The organism is Streptomyces sp. NPDC021080 (genome assembly GCF_044333225.1).
Classification (GTDB): Bacteria; Actinomycetota; Actinomycetes; order Streptomycetales; family Streptomycetaceae; genus Streptomyces.
The window spans coordinates 116,536-140,954 of the sequence record NZ_JBIRQM010000013.1 but is presented as its reverse complement, the minus strand read 5'-3'; the positions used below and the strand labels follow the sequence as shown (position 1 = coordinate 140,954).

Below are 24,419 nucleotides of genomic sequence, written 5' to 3'. Positions count from 1 at the left end.
GGAGCACCGTTGAGCAGGTTGCGCTGGCTGACCGCTGGGGAATCCCACGGTCCCGCACTTGTCGCGACGCTGGAGGGCCTTCCCGCCGGCGTGCCGATCACCACGGAGATGGTGGCGGACCACCTCGCCCGGCGGCGCCTGGGTTATGGACGCGGTGCCCGGATGAAGTTCGAGCGCGACGAGGTCACCTTCCTCGGCGGCGTCCGGCACGGCCTCACCCTCGGCTCCCCGGTCGCGGTCATGGTCGGCAACACCGAATGGCCCAAGTGGGACCAGGTCATGGCGGCCGACCCGGTGGACCGGGAGATCCTCGACGGTCTCGCCCGCAACGCCCCGCTGACCCGCCCGCGGCCCGGCCACGCCGACCTCGCCGGCATGCAGAAGTACGGCTTCGACGAGGCCCGGCCGATCCTGGAGCGCGCCTCCGCCCGCGAGACCGCGGCCCGCGTGGCGCTCGGCGCCGTCGCCCGTTCGTACCTGAAGGAGACGGCCGGGATCGAGATCGTCTCCCACGTCGTCGAGCTCTGCTCCGTGAAGGCTCCGCAGGGCGTCTACCCCACCCCGGCCGACGTGGAGAAGCTCGACGCCGACCCGCTGCGCTGCCTGGACGCCGACGCCTCGAAGGCGATGGTCGCGGAGGTCGACCAGGCCCACAAGGACGGCGACACGCTCGGGGGCGTCGTCGAGGTGCTCGCGTACGGCGTCCCCGTCGGCCTCGGCTCGCACGTGCACTGGGACCGCAAGCTGGACGCCCGCCTCGCCGGTGCCCTGATGGGCATCCAGGCGATCAAGGGCGTCGAGATCGGCGACGGCTTCGAACTGGCCCGGGTGCCCGGCTCCCAGGCCCACGACGAGATCGTCGGCACGCCCGAGGGCATCAGGCGGACGTCGGGCCGCGCCGGCGGTACCGAGGGCGGGCTGAGCACCGGCGAGCTGCTGCGCGTCCGCGCCGCGATGAAGCCGATCGCCACCGTGCCGCGCGCGCTGGCCACCGTGGACGTCGTCACCGGCGAGGCAGCCAAGGCCCACCACCAGCGCTCCGACGTCTCCGCCGTGCCGGCCGCCGGCATCGTCGCCGAGGCCATGGTCGCCCTCGTCCTCGCGGACGCGGTGGCCGAGAAGTTCGGCGGCGACTCGGTCACCGAGACCCGCCGCAACGTCCGGTCCTACCTCGAGAACCTGGCCATCCGGTGACCGCCCCACGGCTGGTCCTGGTCGGCCCCATGGGGGTCGGCAAGTCCACGGTGGGCGCGCTCGTCGCGGAGCGGCTCGGCTGCGCCTACCGGGACACGGACGACGACATCGTGGCCGCCGAGGGCCGCAGCATCGCCGACATCTTCGTCGACGAGGGCGAGCCCGCGTTCCGCGCGATCGAGAAGCGGGCGGTGCGCGACGCGCTCGCCGAACACGACGGTGTGCTCGCGCTGGGCGGCGGCTCGGTCCTCGACGCCGACACCCGCGCGCTGCTCGCCGGCCACCAGGTCGTCTACCTCTCCATGGACGTGGAGGAGGCGGTCCAGCGCACCGGCCTCAACGTGGCCCGGCCGCTGCTCGCCGTCAACCCCCGCAAGCAGTGGCGCGAGCTGATGGAGGCACGCCGCCACCTGTACACCGAAGTCGCCCGCGCGGTCGTGGCGACCGACGGCCGCACCCCCCAAGAGGTCGCCCAAGAGGTCCTCGACGCACTGGAGTTGAAGGAAGCATGAGCGAGGCAGTGACCCGGGTCCAGGTCGGCGGCAGTGCGGGCACCGACCCCTACGAGGTCCTGATCGGCCGTCAACTGCTCGGTGAACTGGGCGCCTTGATCGGTGCCAAGGCCAAGCGCGTCGCCGTCATCCACCCCGAGGCCCTCGCCGACACCGGCGAGGCGCTGCGCGCCGACCTGGCGGAGCAGGGCTTCGAGACCGTCGCCATCCAGGTGCCGAACGCCGAGGAGGCCAAGACCGCCGAGGTCGCGGCCTACTGCTGGAAGGCGCTGGGCCAGTCCGGCTTCACCCGCACCGACGCCATCGTCGGTGTCGGCGGAGGCGCCACCACCGACCTCGCCGGTTTCGTGGCGGCGACGTGGCTGCGCGGGGTGCGCTGGATCGCCGTCCCCACCACCGTGCTCGCCATGGTCGACGCGGCGGTCGGCGGCAAGACCGGTATCAACACCGCCGAGGGCAAGAACCTGGTGGGCGCCTTCCACCCGCCCGCGGGCGTGCTGTGCGACCTGGCCGCCCTCGACTCGCTGCCGGTCAACGACTACGTCTCCGGGCTCGCCGAGATCATCAAGGCCGGCTTCATCGCCGACCCGGTGATCCTGGACCTCATCGAGTCCGACCCCGAGGCGGCCCGGACGCCGGCCGGCCCGCACACCGCCGAGCTGATCGAGCGCTCCATCAAGGTCAAGGCCGAGGTCGTCTCCGGCGACCTCAAGGAGTCGGGGCTGCGCGAGATCCTCAACTACGGCCACACGCTCGCCCACGCCATCGAGAAGAACGAGCGGTACAAGTGGCGGCACGGCGCCGCCGTGTCCGTCGGCATGCACTTCGCCGCCGAACTCGGCCGCCTCGCGGGCCGGCTGGACGACGCGACCGCCGACAGGCACCGCACGATCCTGGAGTCCGTCGGTCTCCCGCTCAGCTACCGCTACGACCAGTGGCCGAAGCTCGTGGAGAACATGAAGGTCGACAAGAAGTCCCGCGGCGACCTGCTGCGCTTCATCGTCCTCGACGGACTGGCCAAGCCGACCGTCCTGGAGGGCCCGGATCCGGCCGTCCTCCTCGCGGCCTACGGCGAGGTCGGCGAGTAACCGGCGGCGCCCCGCGCGGCCTTATGCTCCGAAGCACACCTGCTCAGCCCGTTTTGCCTCTCCTTTCCGGGCACTTCGCACGGTCCCCGGCCGTTCACACAACGGCGGCCGGGGAAGGTACCGTTCAGTAGCGACGGGGCCCGCGTCCCGTCCGCCAGCGCTCATCGCCTGTACGAGACGGAGTGGCACCGGATGCAGCACGCAGTGGGGGCTCCGCTGCCGCCCCACCAGCCGGGGCAAGGGCCGGCCGCCGGTTGGTCGCCGGCCGGACAGTACCCGGGGCAGCGGGGTCCCGCGCCCGCTCCGGGCTTCGCCGGAGCGCCGGTTCCGCCCGGTGCCCCACCCGCCCAGGCGCCGCAGCATCATCTGCCGCCGCATCAGATGCCCCCGCAGCCGCCCCAGCACCCGTCGGCGCACCCACCGCAGCATCCTTCCGTGCAGCATCCCCAGCACCCGTCGGCGCAGCCGCCGCCGCACCCGCCCGTGCCGCCCGCGCCGGAGGCCACCGGGCACGTGCAACTGCCTCCGGGCGTCTCGGTCGCCATGCCGAGCCCGCCGCCCGCCACGGGCGCGCCCGACCCGGCGGCGACCACGCTCGCGATCCTGCTCATCGGTCCCGCGGGCGCGGGCAAGACCAGCGTCGCCAAGTACTGGGCGGACCACCGCCGGGTGCCCACGGCCCACATCAGCCTCGACGACGTCCGCGAATGGGTGCGTTCGGGCTTCGCCGACCCGCAGTCGGGATGGAACGACCACTCCGAGGCGCAGTATCGTCTCGCCCGCCGCACCTGCGGCTTCGCCGCCCGCAACTTCCTGGCCAACGGCATCTCGTGCATCCTCGACGACGCCGTCTTTCCGGACCGGCCGGTCGTCGGCCTCGGCGGCTGGAAGCGGCACGTGGGACCCGGCCTGCTGCCGGTCGTGCTCCTGCCGGGCCTGGAAGTGGTCCTGGAGCGCAACGCGGAGCGGTCGGGCAACCGCAGGCTCAGCGACGAGGAGGTCGCCCGGATCCACGGCCGGATGGCGGGCTGGTACGGCTCAGGGCTCCCGATCATCGACAACTCGCAGCTCGACGTCGCGGCCACGGCCCGCGTCCTGGACGACGTCCTGGCCCGCTCGATCGCCAGCCCGCCGCAGTGGTGAGCCGGTCGGTTCATCGGCCCGCCGCGCCGATGAACCGACCGGGCCCGCCGCAGTGGTGAACCGGTCCGGTCCGCCGAACGGCTGAACCGACCGGGACCGTCCCGACGACTGACCGATCGGGCCGACCCGCCGTGCCCGGCCAGGTCCCCGCGTACAGGGCCGCCGCGCCGTACCCGGCCGGGGTCCCCGTCCGCGCGGGGCGTCGCCATGCCCGGCAAGGCGGCTCCGCCGGTGCGGGGCGACGCTGTGCCCGGTGAGGTTCCGCCGTGCGGGTCGGTGCTGTGCCCGCCAAGGGCTCCACCTGTACGGGGCCGGCGCCGTGGCCGGCCGGGATCCCCGCCCGTGAGGGCCCGTCTCGGTGGGCGTCGAGAGAGGTCCGTGTCCGGCCCTCCGGGCGGACGGCTACCCGTCCGGCCCTCTGGACCGGCGACATCCGGCCACCGCTCGTAGGCTCGGTTCATGCCAGAGGTGTACGCGACCCGCAGAGAGCGGCTCCGGGAGCGCTGTACGGCGGGCGGCAGCGCGGCGGCGCTCGTCACCCGTCCCGCCAACGTGAGGTATCTCGCCGGTGCCGCGCCGCACGGCGCCGTGCTGCTGCTAGGCAGCGACGAGGACATGCTGCTGTGCGCCGGTCCGCCGAGCGGCGAAGCCATGGAAGGGCGCCCCGACGAGGCGCTCGCCGTCCGGGTGCTGCCGCGCGCCGGTGGTGATCCGGCCGTCGCCGCCGCCGGTGTGGCGGCCGGCCAGGGCGCCGATTCCCTCGCGGTCGAGGAACACCACCTCACCGTCACCCGGCACCGCGCCCTCGGCTCGGTCGCGCCGCGGCTGCGGCTGGCCGATCTGGGCGGCGCGGTGGAACAGCTGCGCGTGATCAAGGACGAGGAGGAGATCGCCGCCCTGCGGATCGGGGCCGAGATCGCCGACCAGGCGCTCGGGGAACTCCTCGAATCGATCCTCGTCGGCCGCACGGAACGCCATCTCGCCCTGGAACTGGAGCGCCGGCTCGTCGACCACGGCGCGGACGGACCGGCCTTCGCGACCTCGGTCGGTACCGGGCCGAACTCGGGGCGCCGCGGCCACCGGCCCAGCGACCGGCGTGTCGAGGAGGGCGACTTCCTCTCCGTCTGTCTCGGCGCGACCTACCGTGGCTACCGCTGTGAGATCGGCCGTACGTTCGTGATCGGCACCTCGCCCGCCGACTGGCAGATCGAGCTGTACGACCTCGTCTTCGCCGCCCAGCGCGCCGGCCGGGAGGCGCTGGCACCCGGCGCCGCCTACCGGGACGTGGACCGCGCGGCCCGCCAGGTACTGGATTCCGGAGGCCACACCGAAGGCCTTCCGCCCCTGACGGGACACGGTGTCGGGCTCGAAATCGACGAGGACCCGCAGCTTGCCCCCGCAGCCATGGGTAAACTGGACGCTTGCGTGCCGGTCACCGTCGAACCGGGGGTCCACCTCCCGGGCCGGGGCGGTGTCAGGATCGATGACACGCTCGTCGTGCGCCCTGAGGCGGACGGCGGACCCGAGCTACTCACCATTACGACCAAGGAACTGCTCGCGCTCTAGCTTCCGAGCTGCGCGCGTGCGCCGGGGTCGTCCACGTCAGTCCAGGAGATTCCGCAACCGTGGCTTCCACGAACGACCTCAAGAACGGCCTGGTGCTCAAGCTCGACGGAGGCCAGCTCTGGTCCGTCGTCGAGTTCCAGCACGTCAAGCCCGGCAAGGGCCCGGCCTTCGTGCGCACCAAGCTGAAGAACGTGCTCTCCGGCAAGGTCGTCGACAAGACGTTCAACGCCGGCGTCAAGGTCGAGACGGCCACGATCGACAAGCGCGACATGCAGTTCTCGTACATGGACGGCGAGTACTTCGTCTTCATGGACATGGAGACCTACGACCAGCTCATGGTCGACCGCAAGGCCGTCGCCGACGCCGCCAACTTCCTCATCGAGGGCTTCACGGCCACCGTCGCCCAGCACGAGGGCGAGGTGCTCTTCGTCGAGCTGCCGGCCGCCGTCGAGCTGGTCGTCCAGGAGACCGAGCCGGGCGTCCAGGGCGACCGCTCCACCGGTGGCACCAAGCCCGCCACCCTGGAGACCGGTCACCAGATCCAGGTCCCGCTCTTCATCACCACCGGTGAGAAGATCAAGGTCGACACCCGCACCAGCGACTACCTCGGCCGGGTGAACAGCTAACCGTGGCTGCCCGCAACACGGCCCGCAAGCGCGCCTTCCAGATCCTCTTCGAGGGCGACCAGCGCGGCGTGGACGTCCTGACGGTCCTCGCGGACTGGATCCGGCACTCCCGGTCCGACACCCGGCAGCCCCCGGTCAGCGAATACACGATGGAGCTCGTCGAGGGTTACGCCGTCAAGGCGCGGCGCATCGACGATCTCATCGCGCAGTACTCCGTCGGCTGGACGCTGGACAGGATGCCGGTCGTCGACCGCAACATCCTGCGCCTCGGTGCCTACGAGCTGATCTGGGTCGACGCGACCCCGGACGCCGTGGTGCTCGACGAGGCGGTGCAGCTGGCGAAGGAGTTCTCCACGGACGAGTCGCCCTCGTTCGTGAACGGCCTGCTGGGCCGGCTGAAGGACCTGAAGCCGTCGCTCCGCCGCGACGAGGACTGACCGGCAGCCCTGGCCGTACGGCCCGGAGGGGCGTACGGAACGCCGGAGGGCCCGCAGCGATCACGCTGCGGGCCCTCCGGCGTTCGTGTACCCGGAAGACTTCCCAGGCCCGCAGACGGCCGCCGGGGTGGCCGGAACCATCAGGTTCCGGCCACCCCGGCGGCACGTTTCTGCTGAGCTGTCCCTAGGGGATTCAGCCCTCGTCGTGGGCGACCGCGCGGCGCGCGTCCGCGTCCAGGACGCCCCAGCTGATCAGCTGCTCGGTCAGGACCGAGGGGGACTGGTCGTAGATCACGGCGAGGGTGCGCAGGTCGTCCTGGCGGATCGACAGCACCTTGCCGTTGTAGTCGCCGCGCTGCGACTGGATCGTCGCCGCGTAGCGCTGCAGCGGGCCCGCCTTCTCGGCCGGCACGTGCGCGAGCCGCTCGAGGTCGAGGACCAGCTTCGGCGGCGGCTCGGCGGCCCCGCCCGGGGTGGTGCCCGGAAGCAGCTCCTGGACCGGAACCCCGTAGAAGTCCGCCAGCTCGGCGAGACGCTGCACGGTCACGGCACGGTCGCCGCGCTCGTACGAACCGACCACGACCGCCTTCCAGCGGCCCTGCGACTTCTCCTCCACGCCATGGAGGGAAAGGCCCTGCTGGGTGCGGATGGCGCGGAGCTTGGCCCCGAGCTGTTTGGCGTATTCGCTGGACATATAGCTCCCCGGACGCTGTATCAACGTGCGGCTCCGCCGCGCGGCTGGTGACTCACTGTGAGGTTACGCAGCGTTACTCTCCCCCGTCAAGCCGAAGGATTTTCGACCGGTCCCGGACGGGTGTCACCAGGGGTGGCTCAAACCGATGTGATCAGCTGCGTTGCCGGGCTGGTACCGTTGATGGCGCAAATCCGACGTCCTTTAATGATCCGTCCCGTGAGGCGGAGAAGGAGGTCCGTTTCCCATGGACACCGAGCACGACACGCAGCACGAGGAAGCCGACGCGCGTCCCGTACTGGAGGCACCCGACATCGCGCGGGTGCTGACCCGCATCGCCCACGAGATCGTCGAACGCGCCAAGGGCGCCGACGACGTGGTGCTCCTCGGCATCCCGACCCGGGGTGTCTTCCTGGCCCGCAGGCTGGCCGACAAGCTCGAAGAGATCACCGAACGCAAGATCCCGGTCGGATCCCTCGACATCACGATGTACCGCGACGACCTGCGCATGCACCCGCCGCGCGCGCTGGCCCGCACCGAGATCCCCGGTGACGGCATCGACGGCCGCCTCGTCGTCCTCGTCGACGACGTGCTCTTCTCCGGCCGCACCATCCGCGCCGCGCTCGACGCGCTGAACGACATCGGGCGCCCGCGCGCCGTGCAGCTCGCCGTCCTCGTCGACCGGGGCCACCGCGAACTGCCCATCCGCGCCGACTACGTCGGCAAGAACCTCCCCACGTCGTTGCGGGAGACGGTCAAGGTCCAGCTCGCCGAGGAGGACGGTCGCGACACCGTGCTGCTCGGTGCCAAGCGGACCTCCACGGGCGAGCCCCGGTAGCACTCCGGCCCACGCCGCACAGTGCGCCCCCGCGCGCCCGCATGCCCGAATCCTCCCTGAACTTCCTTACGGAGCCTGACAGATGCAGCGTCATCTCATCTCGGCCGCCGACCTCACCCGCGACGACGCCGTCCTGATCCTCGACACCGCCGAGGAGATGGCCCGGGTCGCCGACCGGCCGATCAAGAAGCTGCCGACCCTGCGCGGCCGCACGATCGTCAACCTCTTCTTCGAGGACTCGACCCGGACCCGGATCTCCTTCGAGGCCGCCGAGAAGCGCCTCTCCGCGGACGTCATCAACTTCACCGCCAAGGGGTCGAGCGTCTCCAAGGGCGAGTCCCTCAAGGACACCGCCCAGACCCTGGAGGCCATGGGTGTCGACGCCGTCGTCATCCGGCACGGCGCCTCCGGAGCCCCCTACCGCCTCGCCACCTCCGACTGGATCGACGCCGCCGTCATCAACGCGGGCGACGGCACCCACCAGCACCCCACGCAGGCCCTGCTCGACGCCTTCACCATGCGCCGCCGGCTCGTCGGCCGGGACGCCGGGCTCGGCCAGGACCTGTCCGGCAAGCGCATCACGATCGTCGGCGACGTCCTGCACAGCCGTGTCGCCCGCTCCAACGTCGACCTGCTGCACACCCTCGGCGCCGAGGTCACCCTCGTCGCGCCGCCCACCCTGGTGCCGGTCGGCGTGGAGAGCTGGCCCTGCGAGATCTCGTACGACCTCGACAGCACCCTCTCCAAGTCCGACGCCGTGATGATGCTGCGCGTGCAGCGCGAGCGGATGAACGCGGCGTTCTTCCCGACCGAGCGCGAGTACTCGCGTCGCTACGGGCTCGACGGCGACCGCATGGCGAGAATGCCGGAGCACGCCATCGTGATGCACCCCGGCCCGATGGTCCGCGGCATGGAGATCACCGCCGAGGTCGCGGACTCCGAGCGCTGCACCGTCGTCGAGCAGGTCGCCAACGGTGTCTCCATCCGCATGGCCGTCCTGTACCTGCTCCTGGGCGGCAACGAGCCCGCCGTCACCCACACCCGTACCGAGGAGAAGTAAGACCATGAGCAAGATCCTTATCCGTGGTGCGCGGGTGCTCGGCGGCGAGCCGCAGGACGTCCTGATCGACGGCGAGGCCATCGAGGCCGTCGGCACCGGCCTGTCCGCCGAGGGCGCCGAGGTCGTGGAGGCCGACGGCAAGGTGCTGCTGCCGGGCCTGGTCGACCTGCACACCCATCTGCGCGAGCCGGGCCGCGAGGACTCCGAGACCGTCCTGACCGGCACCCGCGCGGCGGCGAGCGGCGGCTTCACGGCCGTGTTCGCCATGGCCAACACCTTCCCGGTCGCCGACACCGCCGGTGTGGTCGAGCAGGTCTACCGGCTCGGGCAGGAGCACGGCTACTGCGACGTGCAGCCGATCGGCGCCGTCACCGTCGGCCTGGAGGGCAAGAAGCTCGCCGAGCTCGGCGCCATGCACGAGTCCGCCGCCGGCGTCACGGTCTTCTCCGACGACGGCAAGTGCGTGGACGACGCGGTGATCATGCGCCGCGCGCTGGAGTACGTGAAGGCCTTCGGCGGTGTCGTCGCCCAGCACGCCCAGGAGCCCCGCCTCACCGAGGGCGCCCAGATGAACGAGGGCGTCGTCTCCGCCGAGCTCGGACTCGGCGGCTGGCCCGCGGTGGCCGAGGAGTCGATCATCGCCCGGGACGTCCTGCTCGCCGAGCACGTCGGCTCCCGCGTCCACATCTGCCACCTGTCGACCGCCGGCAGCGTCGAGATCGTCCGCTGGGCCAAGTCCCGCGGCATCGACGTCACCGCCGAGGTCACCCCGCACCACCTGCTCCTCACCGACGAACTGGTGCGGTCGTACAACCCGGTCTACAAGGTCAACCCGCCGCTGCGCACCGAGCGCGACGTCATGGCCCTGCGCGAGGCGCTCGCCGACGGCACGATCGACATCGTCGCCACCGACCACGCGCCGCACCCGCACGAGGACAAGGACTGCGAGTGGGCGGCCGCGGCGATGGGCATGGTCGGTCTCGAGACCGCGCTGTCCGTCGTCCAGCAGACGATGGTCGAGACCGGGCTGCTGGACTGGGCCGGCGTCGCCGACCGCATGTCCGTCAAGCCCGCCGCGATCGGCCGGGCCACCGGCCACGGACGTCCCGTCTCGGCAGGTGAGCCCGCCAACCTCACGCTCGTCGACACGGCATACCGTGGGACCGTGGACCCCGCCGGCTTCGCCTCGCGCAGCCGCAACACCCCCTACGAGGGCCGTGAGCTGCCGGGCCTGGTCACCCACACCTGGCTGCGGGGCAAGGCCACCCTCGTCGACGGGAAGCTCGCGTGACACCTCACCTCTCCATCGCCGCCGCCCAGAAGTCCGCGGAAGTGACCGACTGGTCCGCCCGGATCGGCTGGCTCGTCGGCCTCGCCCTCTTCGTCGCGCTCGTCTACTGGCTGATGCGCGAGGGCTGGAAGTGGCGCGGCACCCTCCAGGGCGACCTGCCGGAGCTGCCTGACGCGCCGGAAGACCCCGGTCCGGCGAGACTGGGCATGAGCGGCCGCTACCACGGCTCCACCACCGCCGGGCAGTGGCTCGACCGCATCGTGGCGCACGGCCTGGGCACCCGCAGCAAGGCCGAGCTCACCCTGACGGACGCGGGTCTCGACGTCGTACGCCCCGGAGCGGACGACTTCTTCATCCCGGCCGCGCAGCTGCGCGGGGCCCGGCTCGACAAGGGCATCGCGGGCAAGGTCCTCACCGAGGGCGGACTCCTCGTCGTCACCTGGGCGCACGGCGACCGGCTCCTCGACTCCGGATTCCGCTCGGACCGCGCGGCCGAGCACAACGAATGGGTCGACACCCTGAACGACATGATCAACAAGACGGAAACGGAAGGCGCACGATGACGACCTCCACTCAGGGGAACGCCTCGCAGAAGGAGAAGGCGCTTCCCGCCGTACTCGTCCTGGAGGACGGCCGGGTCTTCCGCGGCCGTTCCTACGGGGCCGTGGGGGAGACCTTCGGCGAAGCGGTGTTCTCCACCGGCATGACCGGCTACCAGGAGACCCTCACCGACCCCTCCTACCACCGCCAGGTCGTCGTGATGACCGCCCCGCACGTCGGCAACACCGGCGTCAACGACGAGGACCCCGAGTCGAAGCGGATCTGGGTCGCCGGATACGTCGTCCGTGACCCCGCGCGCGTGCCCTCCAACTGGCGCTCGCGGCGCTCCCTGGACGAGGAACTGCGCAGCCAGGGCGTCGTCGGCATCAGCGGCATCGACACCCGCGCCCTGACCCGCCACCTGCGCGAGCGCGGCGCCATGCGCGTCGGCATCTTCTCCGGCAACGCGCTGCCCGACGCGGGCACCATGCTCGCCGAGGTGCGCCAGGCGCCCGAGATGAAGGGCGCGGACCTCGCCGCCGAGGTCGCCACCAAGGAGGCGTACGTCGTCCCCGCGATCGGCACGAAGAAGTTCACCGTCGCCGCCGTCGACCTCGGCATCAAGGGCATGACCCCGCACCGGATGGCCGAACGCGGCATCGAGGTGCACGTGCTGCCCGCGACGGCCACCGCCGAGGACATCTACGCCGTCGACCCCGACGGCGTCTTCTTCTCCAACGGCCCCGGCGACCCGGCGACCGCCGACGGTCCCGTCGCCGTCATGAAGGAAGTCCTCGCCCGCAGGACGCCGCTCTTCGGCATCTGCTTCGGCAACCAGATCCTCGGCCGCGCGCTCGGCTTCGGCACGTACAAGCTGAAGTACGGCCACCGCGGCATCAACCAGCCCGTGCAGGACCGTACGACCGGCAAGGTCGAGGTCACCGCGCACAACCACGGCTTCGCCGTCGACGCCCCGCTCGACGAGGTCTCCCAGACCCCCTACGGCCGCGCCGAGGTCTCCCACGTCTGCCTCAACGACAACGTGGTGGAGGGCCTCCAACTGCTCGACCAGCCGGCCTTCAGCGTCCAGTACCACCCCGAAGCGGCGGCAGGACCGCACGACGCCGCCTACCTGTTCGACCGCTTCGTATCCCTGATGGAGGGCCAGCGTGCCTAAGCGCACCGATATCCAGTCCGTCCTGGTCATCGGCTCCGGCCCGATCGTCATCGGCCAGGCCGCCGAGTTCGACTACTCCGGCACCCAGGCGTGCCGCGTCCTGCGTGCCGAGGGCCTGCGGGTCATCCTGGTCAACTCCAACCCGGCGACGATCATGACCGACCCGGAGATCGCCGACGCCACCTACGTCGAGCCGATCACCCCCGAGTTCGTCGAGAAGATCATCGCCAAGGAGCGCCCCGACGTCCTGCTGCCGACGCTCGGCGGCCAGACGGCCCTCAACACCGCGATCTCCATGCACGAGCAGGGTGTGCTGGAGAAGTACGGCGTCGAGCTCATCGGCGCCAACATCGAGGCCATCAACAAGGGCGAGGACCGCGACCTCTTCAAGGGCGTCGTCGAGGCCGTGCGCGAGAAGATCGGTCACGGCGAGTCCGCCCGGTCCGTCATCTGCCACTCCATGGACGACGTGATCGCGGGCGTCGAGACGCTCGGCGGCTACCCCGTCGTCGTCCGCCCCTCCTTCACCATGGGCGGCGCCGGCTCCGGCTTCGCGCACGACGAGGAGGAGCTGCGCCGCATCGCCGGCCAGGGCCTCACGCTCTCCCCGACCACCGAGGTGCTCCTGGAGGAGTCCATCCTCGGCTGGAAGGAGTACGAGCTGGAGCTGATGCGCGACAGGAACGACAACGTCGTGGTCGTGTGCTCCATCGAGAACTTCGACCCCATGGGCGTCCACACCGGCGACTCCATCACCGTCGCCCCGGCCATGACGCTCACCGACCGCGAGTACCAGCGGCTGCGCGACATCGGCATCGCGATCATCCGCGAGGTCGGCGTCGACACCGGCGGCTGCAACATCCAGTTCGCGGTCAACCCCGACGACGGCCGCATCATCGTCATCGAGATGAACCCGCGCGTCTCGCGGTCCTCGGCCCTCGCCTCCAAGGCGACCGGCTTCCCCATCGCCAAGATCGCGGCCAAGCTCGCCGTCGGCTACACGCTCGACGAGATCCCGAACGACATCACCGAGAAGACCCCGGCCTCCTTCGAGCCGACCCTCGACTACGTCGTCGTGAAGGCCCCGCGCTTCGCCTTCGAGAAGTTCCCCTCCGCCGACTCCACCCTCACGACCACCATGAAGTCGGTCGGCGAGGCCATGGCCATCGGCCGCAACTTCACCGAGGCGCTGCAGAAGGCGCTGCGCTCGCTGGAGAAGAAGGGCAGCCAGTTCACCTTCGTGGGTGACCCCGGTGACAAGGACGAGCTGCTGCGCGAGGCCGTCCGGCCCACCGACGGCCGCATCAACTCCGTCATGCAGGCCATCCGCGCGGGCGCCACCCCCGAGGAGGTCTTCGAGTCCACGAAGATCGACCCGTGGTTCGTCGACCAGCTCTTCCTGATCAAGGAGACCGCGGACGAACTGGCCGCCGCCGACAAGCTCTACCCCGAGCTGCTCGCCGAGGCCAAGCGGCACGGCTTCTCCGACACCCAGATCGCCGAGATCCGCGGGCTGCGCGAGGACGTCGTCCGCGAGGTGCGGCACGCGCTCGGCATCCGCCCGGTCTACAAGACGGTCGACACCTGCGCCGCCGAGTTCGCCGCGAAGACGCCGTACTTCTACTCCTCCTACGACGAGGAGACCGAGGTCGCGCCGCGCGAGAAGCCCGCGGTGATCATCCTGGGCTCCGGCCCGAACCGCATCGGCCAGGGCATCGAGTTCGACTACTCCTGCGTCCACGCCTCCTTCGCGCTCAGCGACGCGGGCTACGAGACCGTGATGGTCAACTGCAACCCCGAGACCGTCTCCACGGACTACGACACCTCCGACCGCCTGTACTTCGAGCCGCTGACGCTGGAAGACGTGCTGGAGATCGTGCACGCGGAGTCGCTGGCCGGCCCGATCGCCGGTGTCGTCGTCCAGCTCGGCGGCCAGACCCCGCTCGGCCTCGCGCAGGCGCTGAAGGACAACGGCGTACCGATCGTGGGCACCCCGCCCGAGGCGATCCACGCCGCCGAGGACCGCGGCGCCTTCGGACGCGTCCTCGCGGAGGCCGGCCTGCCGGCCCCCAAGCACGGCACCGCCACCACCTTCGCCGAGGCCAAGGCCATCGCCGACGAGATCGGCTACCCCGTCCTGGTCCGCCCCTCGTACGTCCTCGGCGGACGCGGCATGGAGATCGTCTACGACGAGACCCGGCTGTCCTCGTACATCGCCGAGTCGACCGAGATCAGCCCCTCCCGGCCGGTCCTGGTCGACCGCTTCCTCGACGACGCGATCGAGATCGACGTCGACGCGCTGTACGACGGCGAGGAGCTCTACCTCGGCGGCGTCATGGAGCACATCGAGGAGGCCGGCATCCACTCCGGCGACTCGGCGTGCGCGCTGCCCCCGATCACCCTCGGCGGGTTCGACATCAAGCGGCTGCGCGCCTCGACCGAGGCCATCGCCAAGGGTGTCGGCGTGCGCGGTCTGATCAACATCCAGTTCGCGATGGCCGGCGACATCCTCTACGTCCTGGAGGCCAACCCGCGCGCGTCGCGCACCGTCCCCTTCACCTCGAAGGCGACCGCGGTGCCGCTCGCGAAGGCCGCCGCCCGCATCTCGCTGGGCGCCACCGTCGCCGAGCTGCGCGCCGAGGGCCTGCTCCCGGCGAACGGCGACGGCGGCACCCTGCCGCTCGACGCGCCGATCTCCGTCAAGGAGGCCGTCATGCCGTGGTCGCGCTTCCGCGACATCCACGGACGCGGCGTCGACACGGTCCTCGGCCCGGAGATGCGCTCCACCGGCGAGGTCATGGGCATCGACTCGGTGTTCGGCACCGCGTACGCCAAGTCGCAGGCCGGCGCGTACGGCCCGCTGCCCACCAAGGGCCGCGCCTTCATCTCCGTCGCCAACCGCGACAAGCGCTCGATGATCTTCCCCGCGCGCGAACTCGTCGCCCACGGCTTCGAGCTCATGGCCACCTCCGGGACGGCCGAGGTGCTCAAGCGCAACGGCATCAACGCCACGATCGTGCGCAAGCAGAGCGAGGGCGAGGGCCCGAACGGCGAGAAGACCATCGTCCAGCTCATCCACGACGGCGAGGTCGACCTCATCGTCAACACGCCGTACGGCACCGGCGGCCGCCTCGACGGCTACGAGATCCGCACGGCGGCCGTGGCCCGCTCGGTCCCGTGCCTGACGACGGTGCAGGCGCTCGCCGCCGCCGTCCAGGGCATCGACGCGCTCAACCACGGAGACGTGGGCGTGCGCTCGCTCCAGGAACACGCGGAGCATCTGACCGCGGCGCGCGACTAGCGGCCCCGAGGGGGACACCGGAAACGGTGTCCCCCTCTTCATGAGCCCCCCGCCCCTTCCAGAGGCGCCCTCACCGGGCTCCTCAGAGGACACGATCATGTACAAGCTGTTCTTCGACCTCGTCTTCAAGCGGATGGACCCGGAGCAGGCCCACCACCTCGCCTTCCGCTGGATCCGGCTCGTCGCCCGCGTCCCCGTCCTGCGCACCTTCGTCGCCGCCGCGCTCGCGCCCCGGTACAAGGAACTGCGTACCGAGGCGCTGGGCCTGCGCATGCACGGGCCCTTCGGACTCGCGGCGGGCTTCGACAAGAACGCGGTGGCCATCGACGGCATGTCGATGCTCGGCTTCGACCACATCGAGATCGGCACCGTCACCGGGGAGCCCCAGCCCGGCAACCCCAAGAAGCGGCTGTTCCGCCTCGTGCCGGACCGCGCGCTGATCAACCGCATGGGATTCAACAACGAGGGCTCCGCGGCCGTCTCCGAGCGCCTGGCGGCCCGCACGCCCGTCTTCCGGACCGTCGTGGGCGTCAACATCGGCAAGACCAAGGTCGTCCCCGAGGAAGAGGCCGTCGGCGACTACGTGAAGTCGACCGAGCGCCTCGCCCGGCACGCCGACTACCTCGTCGTGAACGTGTCGTCCCCGAACACCCCCGGCCTGCGCAACCTGCAGGCCACCGAAGCGCTGCGCCCGCTGCTCGGAGCCGTCCGCGAGGCCGCCGACCGTGCCGTCACCGGCCGGCGCGTCCCGCTCCTCGTCAAGATCGCGCCCGACCTCGCCGACGAGGACGTCGACGCGGTCGCCGACCTCGCCGTCGAGCTCGGCCTCGACGGGATCATCGCCACGAACACCACCATCGCCCGCGAGGGGCTCGGGCTGACGTCCGACCCCTCCCTGGTGAAGGAGACCGGCGGCCTGTCCGGCGCGCCGCTCAAGGCGCGCTCCCTGGAGGTGCTGCGCCGCCTCTACGCGCGCGTGGGCGACCGGATCACCCTGGTGGGCGTCGGCGGCGTCGAGAACGCCGAGGACGCCTGGCAGCGCATCCTGGCCGGCGCCACGCTGGTCCAGGGCTACAGCGCCTTCATCTACGAGGGCCCCTTCTGGGCCCGGGCCGTCCACAAGGGGCTCGCCGCCCGCCTGCGGACGAGCCCGTACGCCACCCTCGCCGACGCGGTCGGCGCCGACGTGAGGAAGCCCGTATGAGCCTGGAACCCTTCGGCACGCGCCTTCGCCGCGCCATGGACGAGCGCGGTCCCCTGTGCGTGGGCATCGACCCGCACGCCTCCCTGCTCGCCGACTGGGGGCTCGGCGACGACATCGCGGGCCTGGAGCGCTTCAGCCGTACGGTCGTCGAGGCGCTCGCCGAGCGGGTCGCCGTCCTCAAGCCCCAGAGCGCGTTCTTCGAGCGGTTCGGCTCGCGCGGGATCGCCGTCCTGGAGAAGTCCGTCGAAGAGGCCCGGGCGGCCGGCGCGCTCGTCGTGATGGACGCCAAGCGCGGCGACATCGGTTCGACCATGGCCGCGTACGCCGAGACCTTCCTGCGCAAGGACGCGCCGCTCTTCTCGGACGCGCTGACGGTGTCGCCCTACCTCGGCTACGGCTCTTTGAAGCCCGCGGTGGAGCTGGCCCGGGAGAGCGGGGCCGGGCTGTTCGTCCTCGCGCTCACCTCCAACCCGGAGGGCGGCGAGGTGCAGCACGCCGTCCGCGCGGACGGACGCGACGTCGGAGCGACGATGCTCGCGCACCTGGCCGCCGAGAACGCGGACGAGAGGCCCCTCGGCTCCTTCGGCGCGGTCGTCGGCGCCACCCTGGGCGATCTCTCCTCCTACGACCTGGACATCAACGGCCCGCTCCTCGCGCCCGGCATCGGCGCCCAGGGGGCGACCGCGGCCGACCTCGCGGGCGTGTTCGGGTCCGCCGTGCGCAACGTCGTCCCGAACGTGAGCCGGGGTGTTCTGCGTCACGGTCCCGACGTCATGGCCCTGCGGGAGTCGGCCGAGGGGTTCGCGGAGGAGATCCGGGCCGCCGTGGCGGCGGCCTGAGGGCTCCGACAACCGTTCGAGAGCCCTCCGGCGGGTGCCTTCCCGGCGTTCCGAGTCTGAATACATTCTCAAATCCGGGGAGGTATGTCGTAAATGTCGGGCTCCAGGGAGGCTGACCAGGACTTTTCCTTCGTTCTCGCTGACTCCGGCGCACTTGCCCGCTAGTCTCCGACGAGTGGGAGCGCCTCCCGCGCTGTCAAGGCGGCGGGGAGGAACGGGCGAGCGTGTTGCCCGGGGCTCCCAGGTGTGGGGCGACTAGGTTCCTCACCGGTCCGTATCCGACAGTTCGACATCCGAGGTGACGTAGGCGTGGCTCTTCCGCCCCTTACCCCTGAACAGCGCGCAGCCGCGCTCGAAAAGGCCGCCGCGGCTCGCCGGGAGCGGGCCGAGGTCAAGAATCGACTCAAGCACTCCGGCGCCTCTCTTCACGAGGTCATCAAGCAGGGCCAGGAGAACGACGTCATCGGCAAGATGAAGGTCTCCGCTCTCCTGGAGTCCCTGCCGGGCGTGGGCAAGGTCCGCGCCAAGCAGATCATGGAGCGACTCGGGATCTCCGAGAGCCGCCGCGTACGCGGTCTCGGCTCGAACCAGATCGCCTCTTTGGAGCGCGAGTTCGGCGGTTCCGGCGCCTGAGTCCTGGACACCCCGGGATTGCTGGAATAATCGCTGCATGGCTGTAACACCCCGGGGGACGACCCCCGTACCCCCGGACGCACGTCCGCGGCTGACCGTGCTCTCCGGCCCCTCCGGGGTCGGCAAGAGCACGGTCGTCGCTCATATGCGCAAGGCACACCCCGAGCTCTGGCTCTCGGTGTCGGCGACGACCCGCAAGCCGCGCCCCGGTGAGAAGCACGGAGTCCACTACTTCTTCGTCTCCGACGACGAGATGGACAAGCTGATCGCCAACGGCGAGCTCCTGGAGTGGGCCGAGTTCGCCGGCAACCGCTACGGCACCCCGCGTGCCGCGGTCACGGAGCACCTGGAGTCGGGCAAGCCGGTCCTGCTGGAGATCGACCTCCAGGGAGCCCGGCAGGTCCGCGAGTCCATGCGGGACGCGCTCCTGGTGTTCCTGGCCCCGCCCTCCTGGGAGGAGCTGGTGCGCAGACTCACCGGGCGGGGCACCGAATCGCCCGAGGTGATCGAGCGCCGCCTGGAGGCGGCCAAGGTCGAACTCGCGGCCGAGCCGGAGTTCGACGTCACCCTTGTCAACACCTCCGTCGAGGACGTGGCGCGCGAGCTGCTAGCCTTGGTGGAAGTTGTTTGATCTTTCAGGTCAATTTCCACCTTTCGGAAGGCAGAGCGTGTCCTCTTCCATCACTGCTCCCGAGGGCATCATCAACCCTCCGATCGACGAGCTCCTCGAGGCCACCGACTCGAAGTACAGCCTGGTGATCTACGCGGCCAAGCGTGCCCGCCAGATCAACGCGTACTACTCGCAGCTCGGCGAGGGCCTCCTCGAGTACGTCGGTCCGCTCGTCGACACCCACGTCCACGAGAAGCCGCTGTCGATCGCCCTGCGCGAGATCAACGCGGGTCTGCTGACCTCCGAGGCCGTCGAGGGCCCCGCTCAGTAGTCGTCACAAACGCTCATCCCAGGCCCGGCGGCGCGACTGCCGGGCCTGTGGTGTGTCATGGAGTCGTACGTTTTCGAGCCCGGGGAGAGACGGTGGACAAGCCGAAGGTCGTTCTGGGGGTCAGCGGTGGCATCGCCGCGTACAAGGCCTGTGAACTGCTGCGACGACTGACGGAGTCGGGCCACGACGTGCGTGTCGTGCCCACGGCCTCCGCACTGAACTTCGTCGGCGCCGCCACCTGGTCCGCCCTTTCGGGCCACCCCGTCTCCACCGAGGTCTGGTCGGACGTCCACGAGGTCCCGCACGTCCGCATCGGGCAGCACGCCGACCTCGTGGTGGTCGCCCCCGCGACGGCCGACATGCTCGCCAAGGCCGCCCACGGGCTGGCCGACGACCTCCTCACCAACACCCTGCTCACCGCCCGCTGTCCGGTCGTCTTCGCACCCGCCATGCACACCGAGATGTGGGAGCACCCGGCGACGCAGGAGAACGTGGCGACCCTGCGGCGGCGCGGTGCCGTCGTCATCGAGCCGGCCGTGGGGCGCCTGACCGGCGTCGACACCGGCAAGGGACGGCTGCCCGACCCGGGGGAGATCTTCGAGATCTGCCGCCGCGTCCTGGCCCGCGGGGTCACCGAGCCGGATCTCGCCGGACGGCACGTCGTCGTCAGCGCCGGCGGCACCCGTGAGCCCCTCGACCCGGTCCGCTTCCTCGGCAACCGCTCCTCCGGCAAGCAGGGGTACGCGCTCGCCCGCACGGCCGCCGCCCGCGGCGCCAGGGTCACCCTGATCGCGGCGAACACGGGCCTGGCGGACCCGGCGGGCGTCGACGTGGTCCAGGTGAGCACCGCCGTGCAGATGCGCGAGGCCGTGCTGAAGGCGGCCTCCGACGCCGACGCCGTGGTGATGGCGGCCGCTGTGGCGGACTTCCGCCCCCAGGCGTACGCGACCGGGAAGATCAAGAAGAAGGACGGCAAGGAACCGGAGCCGATCGTTCTGGTCCGTAATCCGGACATCCTCGCCGAGATCTCCGCGGACCGTGCGCGCCCCGGCCAGGTCGTGGTGGGATTCGCCGCCGAGACCGACGACGTCCTGTCCAACGGGCGGACGAAACTGGAGCGCAAGGGCTGCGATCTCCTCGTGGTGAACGAGGTGGGGGAGCGCAAGACCTTCGGTTCCGAGGAGAACGAGGCCGTGGTGCTCGGAGCCGACGGAAGCGAGACCCCGGTGCCCCACGGGCCCAAGGAAGCACTGGCCGAGACCGTGTGGGACCTGGTGACACGCCGACTCGTGTGAAGCCTCCCCTGTCGCACCTGTCACACAAATCGCGCAAAATCGGGCGTGGCGACCCTGGCGGAGACCCCTGGCCATGGCGCAGAATGCCCGTGCCGCAGGTCACAGGCCTTCCGAGAGGCGAGACAGGGGTCCCGCGGCCGAGTGCGACCGATAAACTGTTCTCGGACGACGCCGGGCGCAGCCTCCGGCCGTCCACCAATGATCAGCCAGCAGCCGCTGCAACCACAGGGAGCGTTGTGTCCCGTCGCCTGTTCACCTCGGAGTCCGTGACCGAGGGCCACCCCGACAAGATCGCTGACCAGATCAGCGACACCATTCTCGATGCGCTTCTGCGCGAGGACCCGACGTCCCGGGTCGCCGTGGAGACGCTCATCACGACCGGCCTGGTGCACGTGGCCGGAGAGGTCACGACCAAGGCGTACGCGCCGATCGCCCAGCTCGTCCGCGACAAGATCCTGGAGATCGGCTACGACTCGTCGAAGAAGGGCTTCGACGGAGCGTCCTGTGGCGTGTCGGTGTCGATCGGCTCCCAGTCCCCGGACATCGCGCAGGGTGTCGACACGGCGTACGAGTCCCGTGTCGAGGGCGACGAGGACGAGCTGGACAGGCAGGGTGCGGGCGACCAGGGCCTGATGTTCGGGTACGCGACGGACGAGACCCCGAACCTGATGCCGCTCCCGATCCACCTCGCGCACAAGCTCTCGCGCCGACTGTCCGACGTCCGCAAGAACGGGACCATCCCGTACCTGCGCCCCGACGGCAAGACCCAGGTCACCATCGAGTACGACGGCGACAAGGCGGTCCGTCTGGACACCGTCGTGGTCTCCTCGCAGCACGCCTCGGACATCGACCTGGAGTCCCTGCTCGCCCCCGACATCCGCGAGTTCGTGGTGGAGCCGGAGCTGAAGGCCCTCCTGGACGACGGCATCAAGCTGGAGACCGAGGGCTACCGCCTGCTGGTGAACCCGACCGGCCGCTTCGAGATCGGCGGCCCGATGGGCGACGCCGGCCTCACCGGCCGCAAGATCATCATCGACACGTACGGCGGCATGGCCCGCCACGGCGGCGGTGCCTTCTCCGGCAAGGACCCGTCCAAGGTCGACCGCTCCGCCGCCTACGCGATGCGCTGGGTCGCGAAGAACGTCGTCGCCGCGGGCCTCGCCTCGCGCTGCGAGGTCCAGGTCGCCTACGCGATCGGCAAGGCCGAGCCCGTCGGCCTGTTCGTGGAGACCTTCGGCACCGCCAAGGTCGAGGCCGAGAAGATCGAGACCGCCATCACGGACGTCTTCGACCTCCGTCCGGCGGCGATCATCCGTGACCTCGACCTGCTGCGCCCGATCTACTCCCAGACCGCCGCGTACGGCCACTTCGGCCGCGAGCTGCCCGACTTCACGTGGGAGCGCACGGACCGGGTGGACGCGCTGCGCAAGGCCGCGGGCCTGTAGTTCCCGAACGATTCGTCAGAGCCGTGAGGCCCGGTACCCCTCGGGGTGCCGGGCCTCACGGCTGCGCGGAAAACGGTGGCCGGACCGGACGCGGGTTCGTATGCTGATGATCTCCCGGTGCGATGGCCGCGGTTACTTCGGTGGAGTACGCCCATGGCGTGCGGTGAATCTGGATCACGTTCCGCTGCCGCCCTGATCTCGGGAGAACCGACGTTGCCCCGCCCGGTGCGACGGCCGCGGCTACTTCCTGGGGGATGTCCCCCTCGCAGGTTCGAATCCTGCTGCCGGTCCCCGACCGGTATGGCCGAGCGGTCCATGGCAGAAGGCGCCTTCACGGCGTTCGCGATCCGCGGCCGGCCTGATCTCGGGCGGGCGGCGCTGTCGGTGCCGTCTGGTAGGAATACTGCTGTGAGCAGCGCGAACGGGCGATCCGACGACAGCGCGGGCGGGGCGGACGGCGCGCCGCCCGAGCAGCTTGCGCTGATCCGGGAGGCCGTGCGGCAGGCCAAGGCGCCGAAGGCGAAGCCACGGACCTGGCGGGGTGCCCCGCTGGCGAAGGAACTGCCCGTCGCGCGGGTGCTCGTCGACAAGGGCGTGCTGCACCTCGACCGCTACTTCGACTACGCCGTGCCCGAGGACCTGGACGAGGCCGCGCAGCCGGGCGTGCGGGTGCGGGTCCGGTTCGGCGCCGGCGGGCGCAACGTGCGCGAGGGGCGGCGCGAGGGCGGCGGTCTCATCGACGGCTACCTCGTCGAGCGGGTCGCCGAGTCCGACTACTCCGGGCCGCTGGCCGCCCTCGCCCAGGTCGTCTCGCCCGAACCCGTCCTCGGACCCGAGCTGCTCGGGCTGGCCCGCGCCGTCGCCGACCGCTACGCGGGATCGCTGGCGGACGTCCTGCAACTGGCGGTGCCGCCCCGGCACGCCCGTGCCGAGGCGCGGGAGTCGCCCGCGCCCCCGCCGCCGCCCACCGCACCCGACCCGGGGACCTGGCGGCGCTACGGACGGGGGGCGGACTTTCTCGCCTCGCTCGCCTCCGGCGGCGCCCCGCGCGCCGTGTGGACCGCGCTGCCCGGTCCCGAGTGGGCCGAGGAGATCGCCCGCGCGGTGCGGGCGACGCTCGCCTCCGGGCGCGGCGCGCTCGTCGTCGTACCGGCGGGCCGGCCCGCCGCCCGCGTGGACGCGGCCCTCAAGTCCCAGCTGGGGGAGGGGCAGCACGCCGTGCTGACCGCCGACGCGGGACCCGAGCGGCGCTACCGCGACTGGCTCGCCGTACGACGGGGGTCCGTACGGGCGGTGGTCGGCACCCGGGCCGCCATGTTCGCGCCGGTACGGAACCTGGGTCTTGTCGTCGTCTGGGACGACGGCGACGGCGGACACAGCGACGACAACGCTCCCTTCCCGCATGTCCGGGAGGTGCTGGAACTGCGCTCCTCGCGCGACAAGTGCGGCTTCCTGCTCGGGAGTTGGACGTGCACGGTGGAAGCGGCACAACTGGTGGAGAGCGGCTGGGCGCTGCCGCTGGCCGCCGACCGGGAACAGGTGCGCGCCACCGCTCCGCTGGTGCGGACCGTCTCGGACGCCGATCTCGCCCGCGACGAGGCCGCGCGGGCCGCCCGGCTGCCGACGCTCGCCTGGCAGGTCGTCAGGGAGGGGCTGAAGCAGGGGCCCGTGCTGGTCCAGGTGCCCCGCCGGGGCTATGTGCCCCGGCTGGCGTGCGCGCGGTGCCGCGAGCCCGCGCGGTGCCGGCACTGCGCGGGGCCGCTGGAGGCGCAGGACGCCCGGGCGCTGCGCTGCGCGTGGTGCGGGCGGGACGAGAGCGCCTGGCACTGCCAGGAGTGCGGCGGGTTCCGGCTGCGGGCGCAGGTCGTCGGCGCCCGGCGGACCGCCGAGGAGCTGGGGCGGGCGTTCCCGGCCGTGCCCGTGCGCACCTCGGGGCGGGAGCAGGTGCTGGACACGGTGTCCGCGACGCCCGCCCTGGTGGTCAGCACGCCGGGGGCCGAGCCCGTCGCCGAGGGCGGGTACGCGGCGGCCCTGCTGCTCGACGGCTGGGCCATGCTCGGACGGCCCGATCTGCGGGCCGGCGAGGACGCGTTGCGCCGTTGGACGGGGGCCGCCGCGCTGGTCCGCCCGCAGGGGGCGGGCGGCACGGTCGTGGTCGTGGCCGAACCGACCCTGCGGCCCGTGCAGGCGCTCGTGCGGTGGGATCCGGTCGGGCACGCGGTGCGTGAACTCGCCGAGCGGGCCGAGCTGGGATTTCCGCCCGTCTCCCGGATGGCGGCGGTGTCCGGGGCGCCGGAGGCGCTCGCCGGGTTCCTCGCGGCGGCCGAACTGCCGCGCGACGCGGAGGTGTTGGGGCCCGTGCCGCTGCCGTCCGGTGAGGCGGGGCGGCCCTGGCGGCCCGGCGGACCGCCTCCCGGGGAGCCCGGGGAGCGCGTGCTCATCAGGGTGCCCCCGGGCAGCGGCGCGGCGCTGGCGGCCGCGCTGAAGAGCGCGCAGGCGGCCCGTATGGCACGCGGCGGCGGTGAGCCCGTACGCATCCGGATCGATCCGCCCGACATCGGGTGAGGTCCGCGGCTGCCGTACGAGCGCGGGGCGCCG

22 protein-coding genes are annotated in these 24,419 nt (G+C 71.5%); 21 read left to right on the top strand and 1 reads right to left on the bottom strand.

From position 1 onward, the window contains the following. The first annotated feature begins 9 nt into the window (after positions 1-9). The 7 genes from aroC to nusB all read left to right on the top strand — a co-directional run bounded on the left by aroC (position 10) and on the right by nusB (position 6,566). Positions 10-1,194 (top strand): chorismate synthase, encoded by a 1,185-nt coding sequence (gene aroC / locus ACH4S8_RS29795; RefSeq protein ID WP_398399413.1) that lies wholly within the window; start codon positions 10-12, stop codon positions 1,192-1,194. A 29-nt stretch (positions 1,195-1,223) separates the two neighbouring features. Then, positions 1,224-1,706, top strand: coding sequence for a shikimate kinase (locus ACH4S8_RS29790; RefSeq protein ID WP_398399733.1), 483 nt, complete (start codon positions 1,224-1,226; stop codon positions 1,704-1,706). Further along, positions 1,703-2,794 carry a 3-dehydroquinate synthase gene (gene aroB / locus ACH4S8_RS29785; RefSeq protein ID WP_398399411.1) on the top strand — a complete coding sequence of 364 codons (1,092 nt, stop codon included), beginning with the start codon at positions 1,703-1,705 and terminating at the stop codon, positions 2,792-2,794. Before ACH4S8_RS29790 ends, aroB begins: the two co-directional genes overlap by 4 nt. A gap of 192 nt (positions 2,795-2,986) precedes the next feature. Further along, on the top strand, positions 2,987-3,937 hold the full coding sequence (locus ACH4S8_RS29780; RefSeq protein WP_398399409.1) for an AAA family ATPase: 951 nt from the start codon (positions 2,987-2,989) through the stop codon (positions 3,935-3,937). A gap of 459 nt (positions 3,938-4,396) precedes the next feature. After that, entirely contained in the window at positions 4,397-5,503 is a 1,107-nt protein-coding gene (locus ACH4S8_RS29775; RefSeq protein ID WP_398399407.1) for an aminopeptidase P family protein, read from the top strand. Between the two features lie 59 nt (positions 5,504-5,562). Further along, complete coding sequence (efp, locus tag ACH4S8_RS29770; RefSeq protein ID WP_351862521.1) at positions 5,563-6,129, top strand: elongation factor P; 567 nt, start codon at positions 5,563-5,565, stop codon at positions 6,127-6,129. Positions 6,130-6,131: 2 nt separating this feature from the next. Next, entirely contained in the window at positions 6,132-6,566 is a 435-nt protein-coding gene (nusB, locus tag ACH4S8_RS29765; RefSeq protein ID WP_398399404.1) for a transcription antitermination factor NusB, read from the top strand. A 193-nt stretch (positions 6,567-6,759) separates the two neighbouring features. Here nusB and bldD read toward each other — a convergent pair whose 3' ends face one another. Then, entirely contained in the window at positions 6,760-7,260 is a 501-nt protein-coding gene (gene bldD / locus ACH4S8_RS29760; RefSeq protein ID WP_037621142.1) for a transcriptional regulator BldD, read from the bottom strand. Between the two features lie 244 nt (positions 7,261-7,504). Between bldD and pyrR the strand changes: the two genes are divergently transcribed. From pyrR to ACH4S8_RS29690, 14 genes are all read left to right on the top strand, one after another. Next, positions 7,505-8,095 carry a bifunctional pyr operon transcriptional regulator/uracil phosphoribosyltransferase PyrR gene (pyrR, locus tag ACH4S8_RS29755; RefSeq protein ID WP_398399401.1) on the top strand — a complete coding sequence of 197 codons (591 nt, stop codon included), beginning with the start codon at positions 7,505-7,507 and terminating at the stop codon, positions 8,093-8,095. An 82-nt stretch (positions 8,096-8,177) separates the two neighbouring features. Further along, positions 8,178-9,155, top strand: a complete 978-nt coding sequence (locus tag ACH4S8_RS29750; RefSeq protein WP_398399399.1) for an aspartate carbamoyltransferase catalytic subunit — start codon at positions 8,178-8,180, stop codon at positions 9,153-9,155. A 4-nt stretch (positions 9,156-9,159) separates the two neighbouring features. Beyond that, positions 9,160-10,446: a dihydroorotase gene (locus ACH4S8_RS29745; protein ID WP_398399397.1), complete on the top strand. Its 1,287-nt coding sequence runs from the start codon at positions 9,160-9,162 to the stop codon at positions 10,444-10,446. Then, positions 10,443-11,009 (top strand): hypothetical protein, encoded by a 567-nt coding sequence (locus ACH4S8_RS29740; RefSeq protein ID WP_398399395.1) that lies wholly within the window; start codon positions 10,443-10,445, stop codon positions 11,007-11,009. The genes ACH4S8_RS29745 and ACH4S8_RS29740 overlap by 4 nt, the downstream gene beginning before the upstream one ends. Continuing rightward, positions 11,006-12,163: a glutamine-hydrolyzing carbamoyl-phosphate synthase small subunit gene (gene carA, locus ACH4S8_RS29735; protein ID WP_398399393.1), complete on the top strand. Its 1,158-nt coding sequence runs from the start codon at positions 11,006-11,008 to the stop codon at positions 12,161-12,163. The genes ACH4S8_RS29740 and carA overlap by 4 nt, the downstream gene beginning before the upstream one ends. Continuing rightward, on the top strand, positions 12,156-15,464 hold the full coding sequence (gene carB / locus ACH4S8_RS29730; RefSeq protein WP_398399391.1) for a carbamoyl-phosphate synthase large subunit: 3,309 nt from the start codon (positions 12,156-12,158) through the stop codon (positions 15,462-15,464). Before carA ends, carB begins: the two co-directional genes overlap by 8 nt. 97 nt (positions 15,465-15,561) lie before the next feature. After that, positions 15,562-16,668 (top strand): quinone-dependent dihydroorotate dehydrogenase, encoded by a 1,107-nt coding sequence (locus ACH4S8_RS29725; RefSeq protein ID WP_398399389.1) that lies wholly within the window; start codon positions 15,562-15,564, stop codon positions 16,666-16,668. After that, positions 16,665-17,507, top strand: coding sequence for an orotidine-5'-phosphate decarboxylase (pyrF, locus tag ACH4S8_RS29720; RefSeq protein ID WP_398399387.1), 843 nt, complete (start codon positions 16,665-16,667; stop codon positions 17,505-17,507). The genes ACH4S8_RS29725 and pyrF overlap by 4 nt, the downstream gene beginning before the upstream one ends. A gap of 309 nt (positions 17,508-17,816) precedes the next feature. Further along, entirely contained in the window at positions 17,817-18,140 is a 324-nt protein-coding gene (locus ACH4S8_RS29715; RefSeq protein ID WP_016638838.1) for an integration host factor, read from the top strand. A 37-nt stretch (positions 18,141-18,177) separates the two neighbouring features. Continuing rightward, positions 18,178-18,771, top strand: coding sequence for a guanylate kinase (gene gmk / locus ACH4S8_RS29710; RefSeq protein ID WP_398399384.1), 594 nt, complete (start codon positions 18,178-18,180; stop codon positions 18,769-18,771). Positions 18,772-18,808: 37 nt separating this feature from the next. Then, complete coding sequence (rpoZ, locus tag ACH4S8_RS29705) at positions 18,809-19,081, top strand: DNA-directed RNA polymerase subunit omega (protein WP_003982715.1); 273 nt, start codon at positions 18,809-18,811, stop codon at positions 19,079-19,081. A gap of 92 nt (positions 19,082-19,173) precedes the next feature. Beyond that, positions 19,174-20,376, top strand: coding sequence for a bifunctional phosphopantothenoylcysteine decarboxylase/phosphopantothenate--cysteine ligase CoaBC (coaBC, locus tag ACH4S8_RS29700; protein WP_398399382.1), 1,203 nt, complete (start codon positions 19,174-19,176; stop codon positions 20,374-20,376). Between the two features lie 236 nt (positions 20,377-20,612). Then, a complete protein-coding gene (metK, locus tag ACH4S8_RS29695) occupies positions 20,613-21,821 on the top strand; it encodes a methionine adenosyltransferase (protein WP_151468486.1) in 1,209 nt (402 codons plus the stop codon). Between the two features lie 408 nt (positions 21,822-22,229). Continuing rightward, complete coding sequence (locus ACH4S8_RS29690) at positions 22,230-24,386, top strand: primosomal protein N' (protein WP_398399379.1); 2,157 nt, start codon at positions 22,230-22,232, stop codon at positions 24,384-24,386. Positions 24,387-24,419: the final 33 nt, after the last annotated feature.

What these genes read in the sequence shown, in the direction of transcription:
- ACH4S8_RS29790 (WP_398399733.1), top strand. Translation starts at nt 1,224, where the DNA reads ATGGGGGTCGGCAAGTCCACGGTGGGCGCGCTCGTCGCGGAGCGGCTC.
- aroB (WP_398399411.1), top strand. Translation starts at nt 1,703, where the DNA reads ATGAGCGAGGCAGTGACCCGGGTCCAGGTCGGCGGCAGTGCGGGCACC.
- ACH4S8_RS29780 (WP_398399409.1), top strand. Translation starts at nt 2,987, where the DNA reads ATGCAGCACGCAGTGGGGGCTCCGCTGCCGCCCCACCAGCCGGGGCAA.
- ACH4S8_RS29775 (WP_398399407.1), top strand. Translation starts at nt 4,397, where the DNA reads ATGCCAGAGGTGTACGCGACCCGCAGAGAGCGGCTCCGGGAGCGCTGT.
- bldD (WP_037621142.1), bottom strand. Translation starts at nt 7,260, where the DNA reads ATGTCCAGCGAATACGCCAAACAGCTCGGGGCCAAGCTCCGCGCCATC.
- pyrR (WP_398399401.1), top strand. Translation starts at nt 7,505, where the DNA reads ATGGACACCGAGCACGACACGCAGCACGAGGAAGCCGACGCGCGTCCC.
- ACH4S8_RS29750 (WP_398399399.1), top strand. Translation starts at nt 8,178, where the DNA reads ATGCAGCGTCATCTCATCTCGGCCGCCGACCTCACCCGCGACGACGCC.
- ACH4S8_RS29745 (WP_398399397.1), top strand. Translation starts at nt 9,160, where the DNA reads ATGAGCAAGATCCTTATCCGTGGTGCGCGGGTGCTCGGCGGCGAGCCG.
- carA (WP_398399393.1), top strand. Translation starts at nt 11,006, where the DNA reads ATGACGACCTCCACTCAGGGGAACGCCTCGCAGAAGGAGAAGGCGCTT.
- ACH4S8_RS29725 (WP_398399389.1), top strand. Translation starts at nt 15,562, where the DNA reads ATGTACAAGCTGTTCTTCGACCTCGTCTTCAAGCGGATGGACCCGGAG.
- pyrF (WP_398399387.1), top strand. Translation starts at nt 16,665, where the DNA reads ATGAGCCTGGAACCCTTCGGCACGCGCCTTCGCCGCGCCATGGACGAG.
- gmk (WP_398399384.1), top strand. Translation starts at nt 18,178, where the DNA reads ATGGCTGTAACACCCCGGGGGACGACCCCCGTACCCCCGGACGCACGT.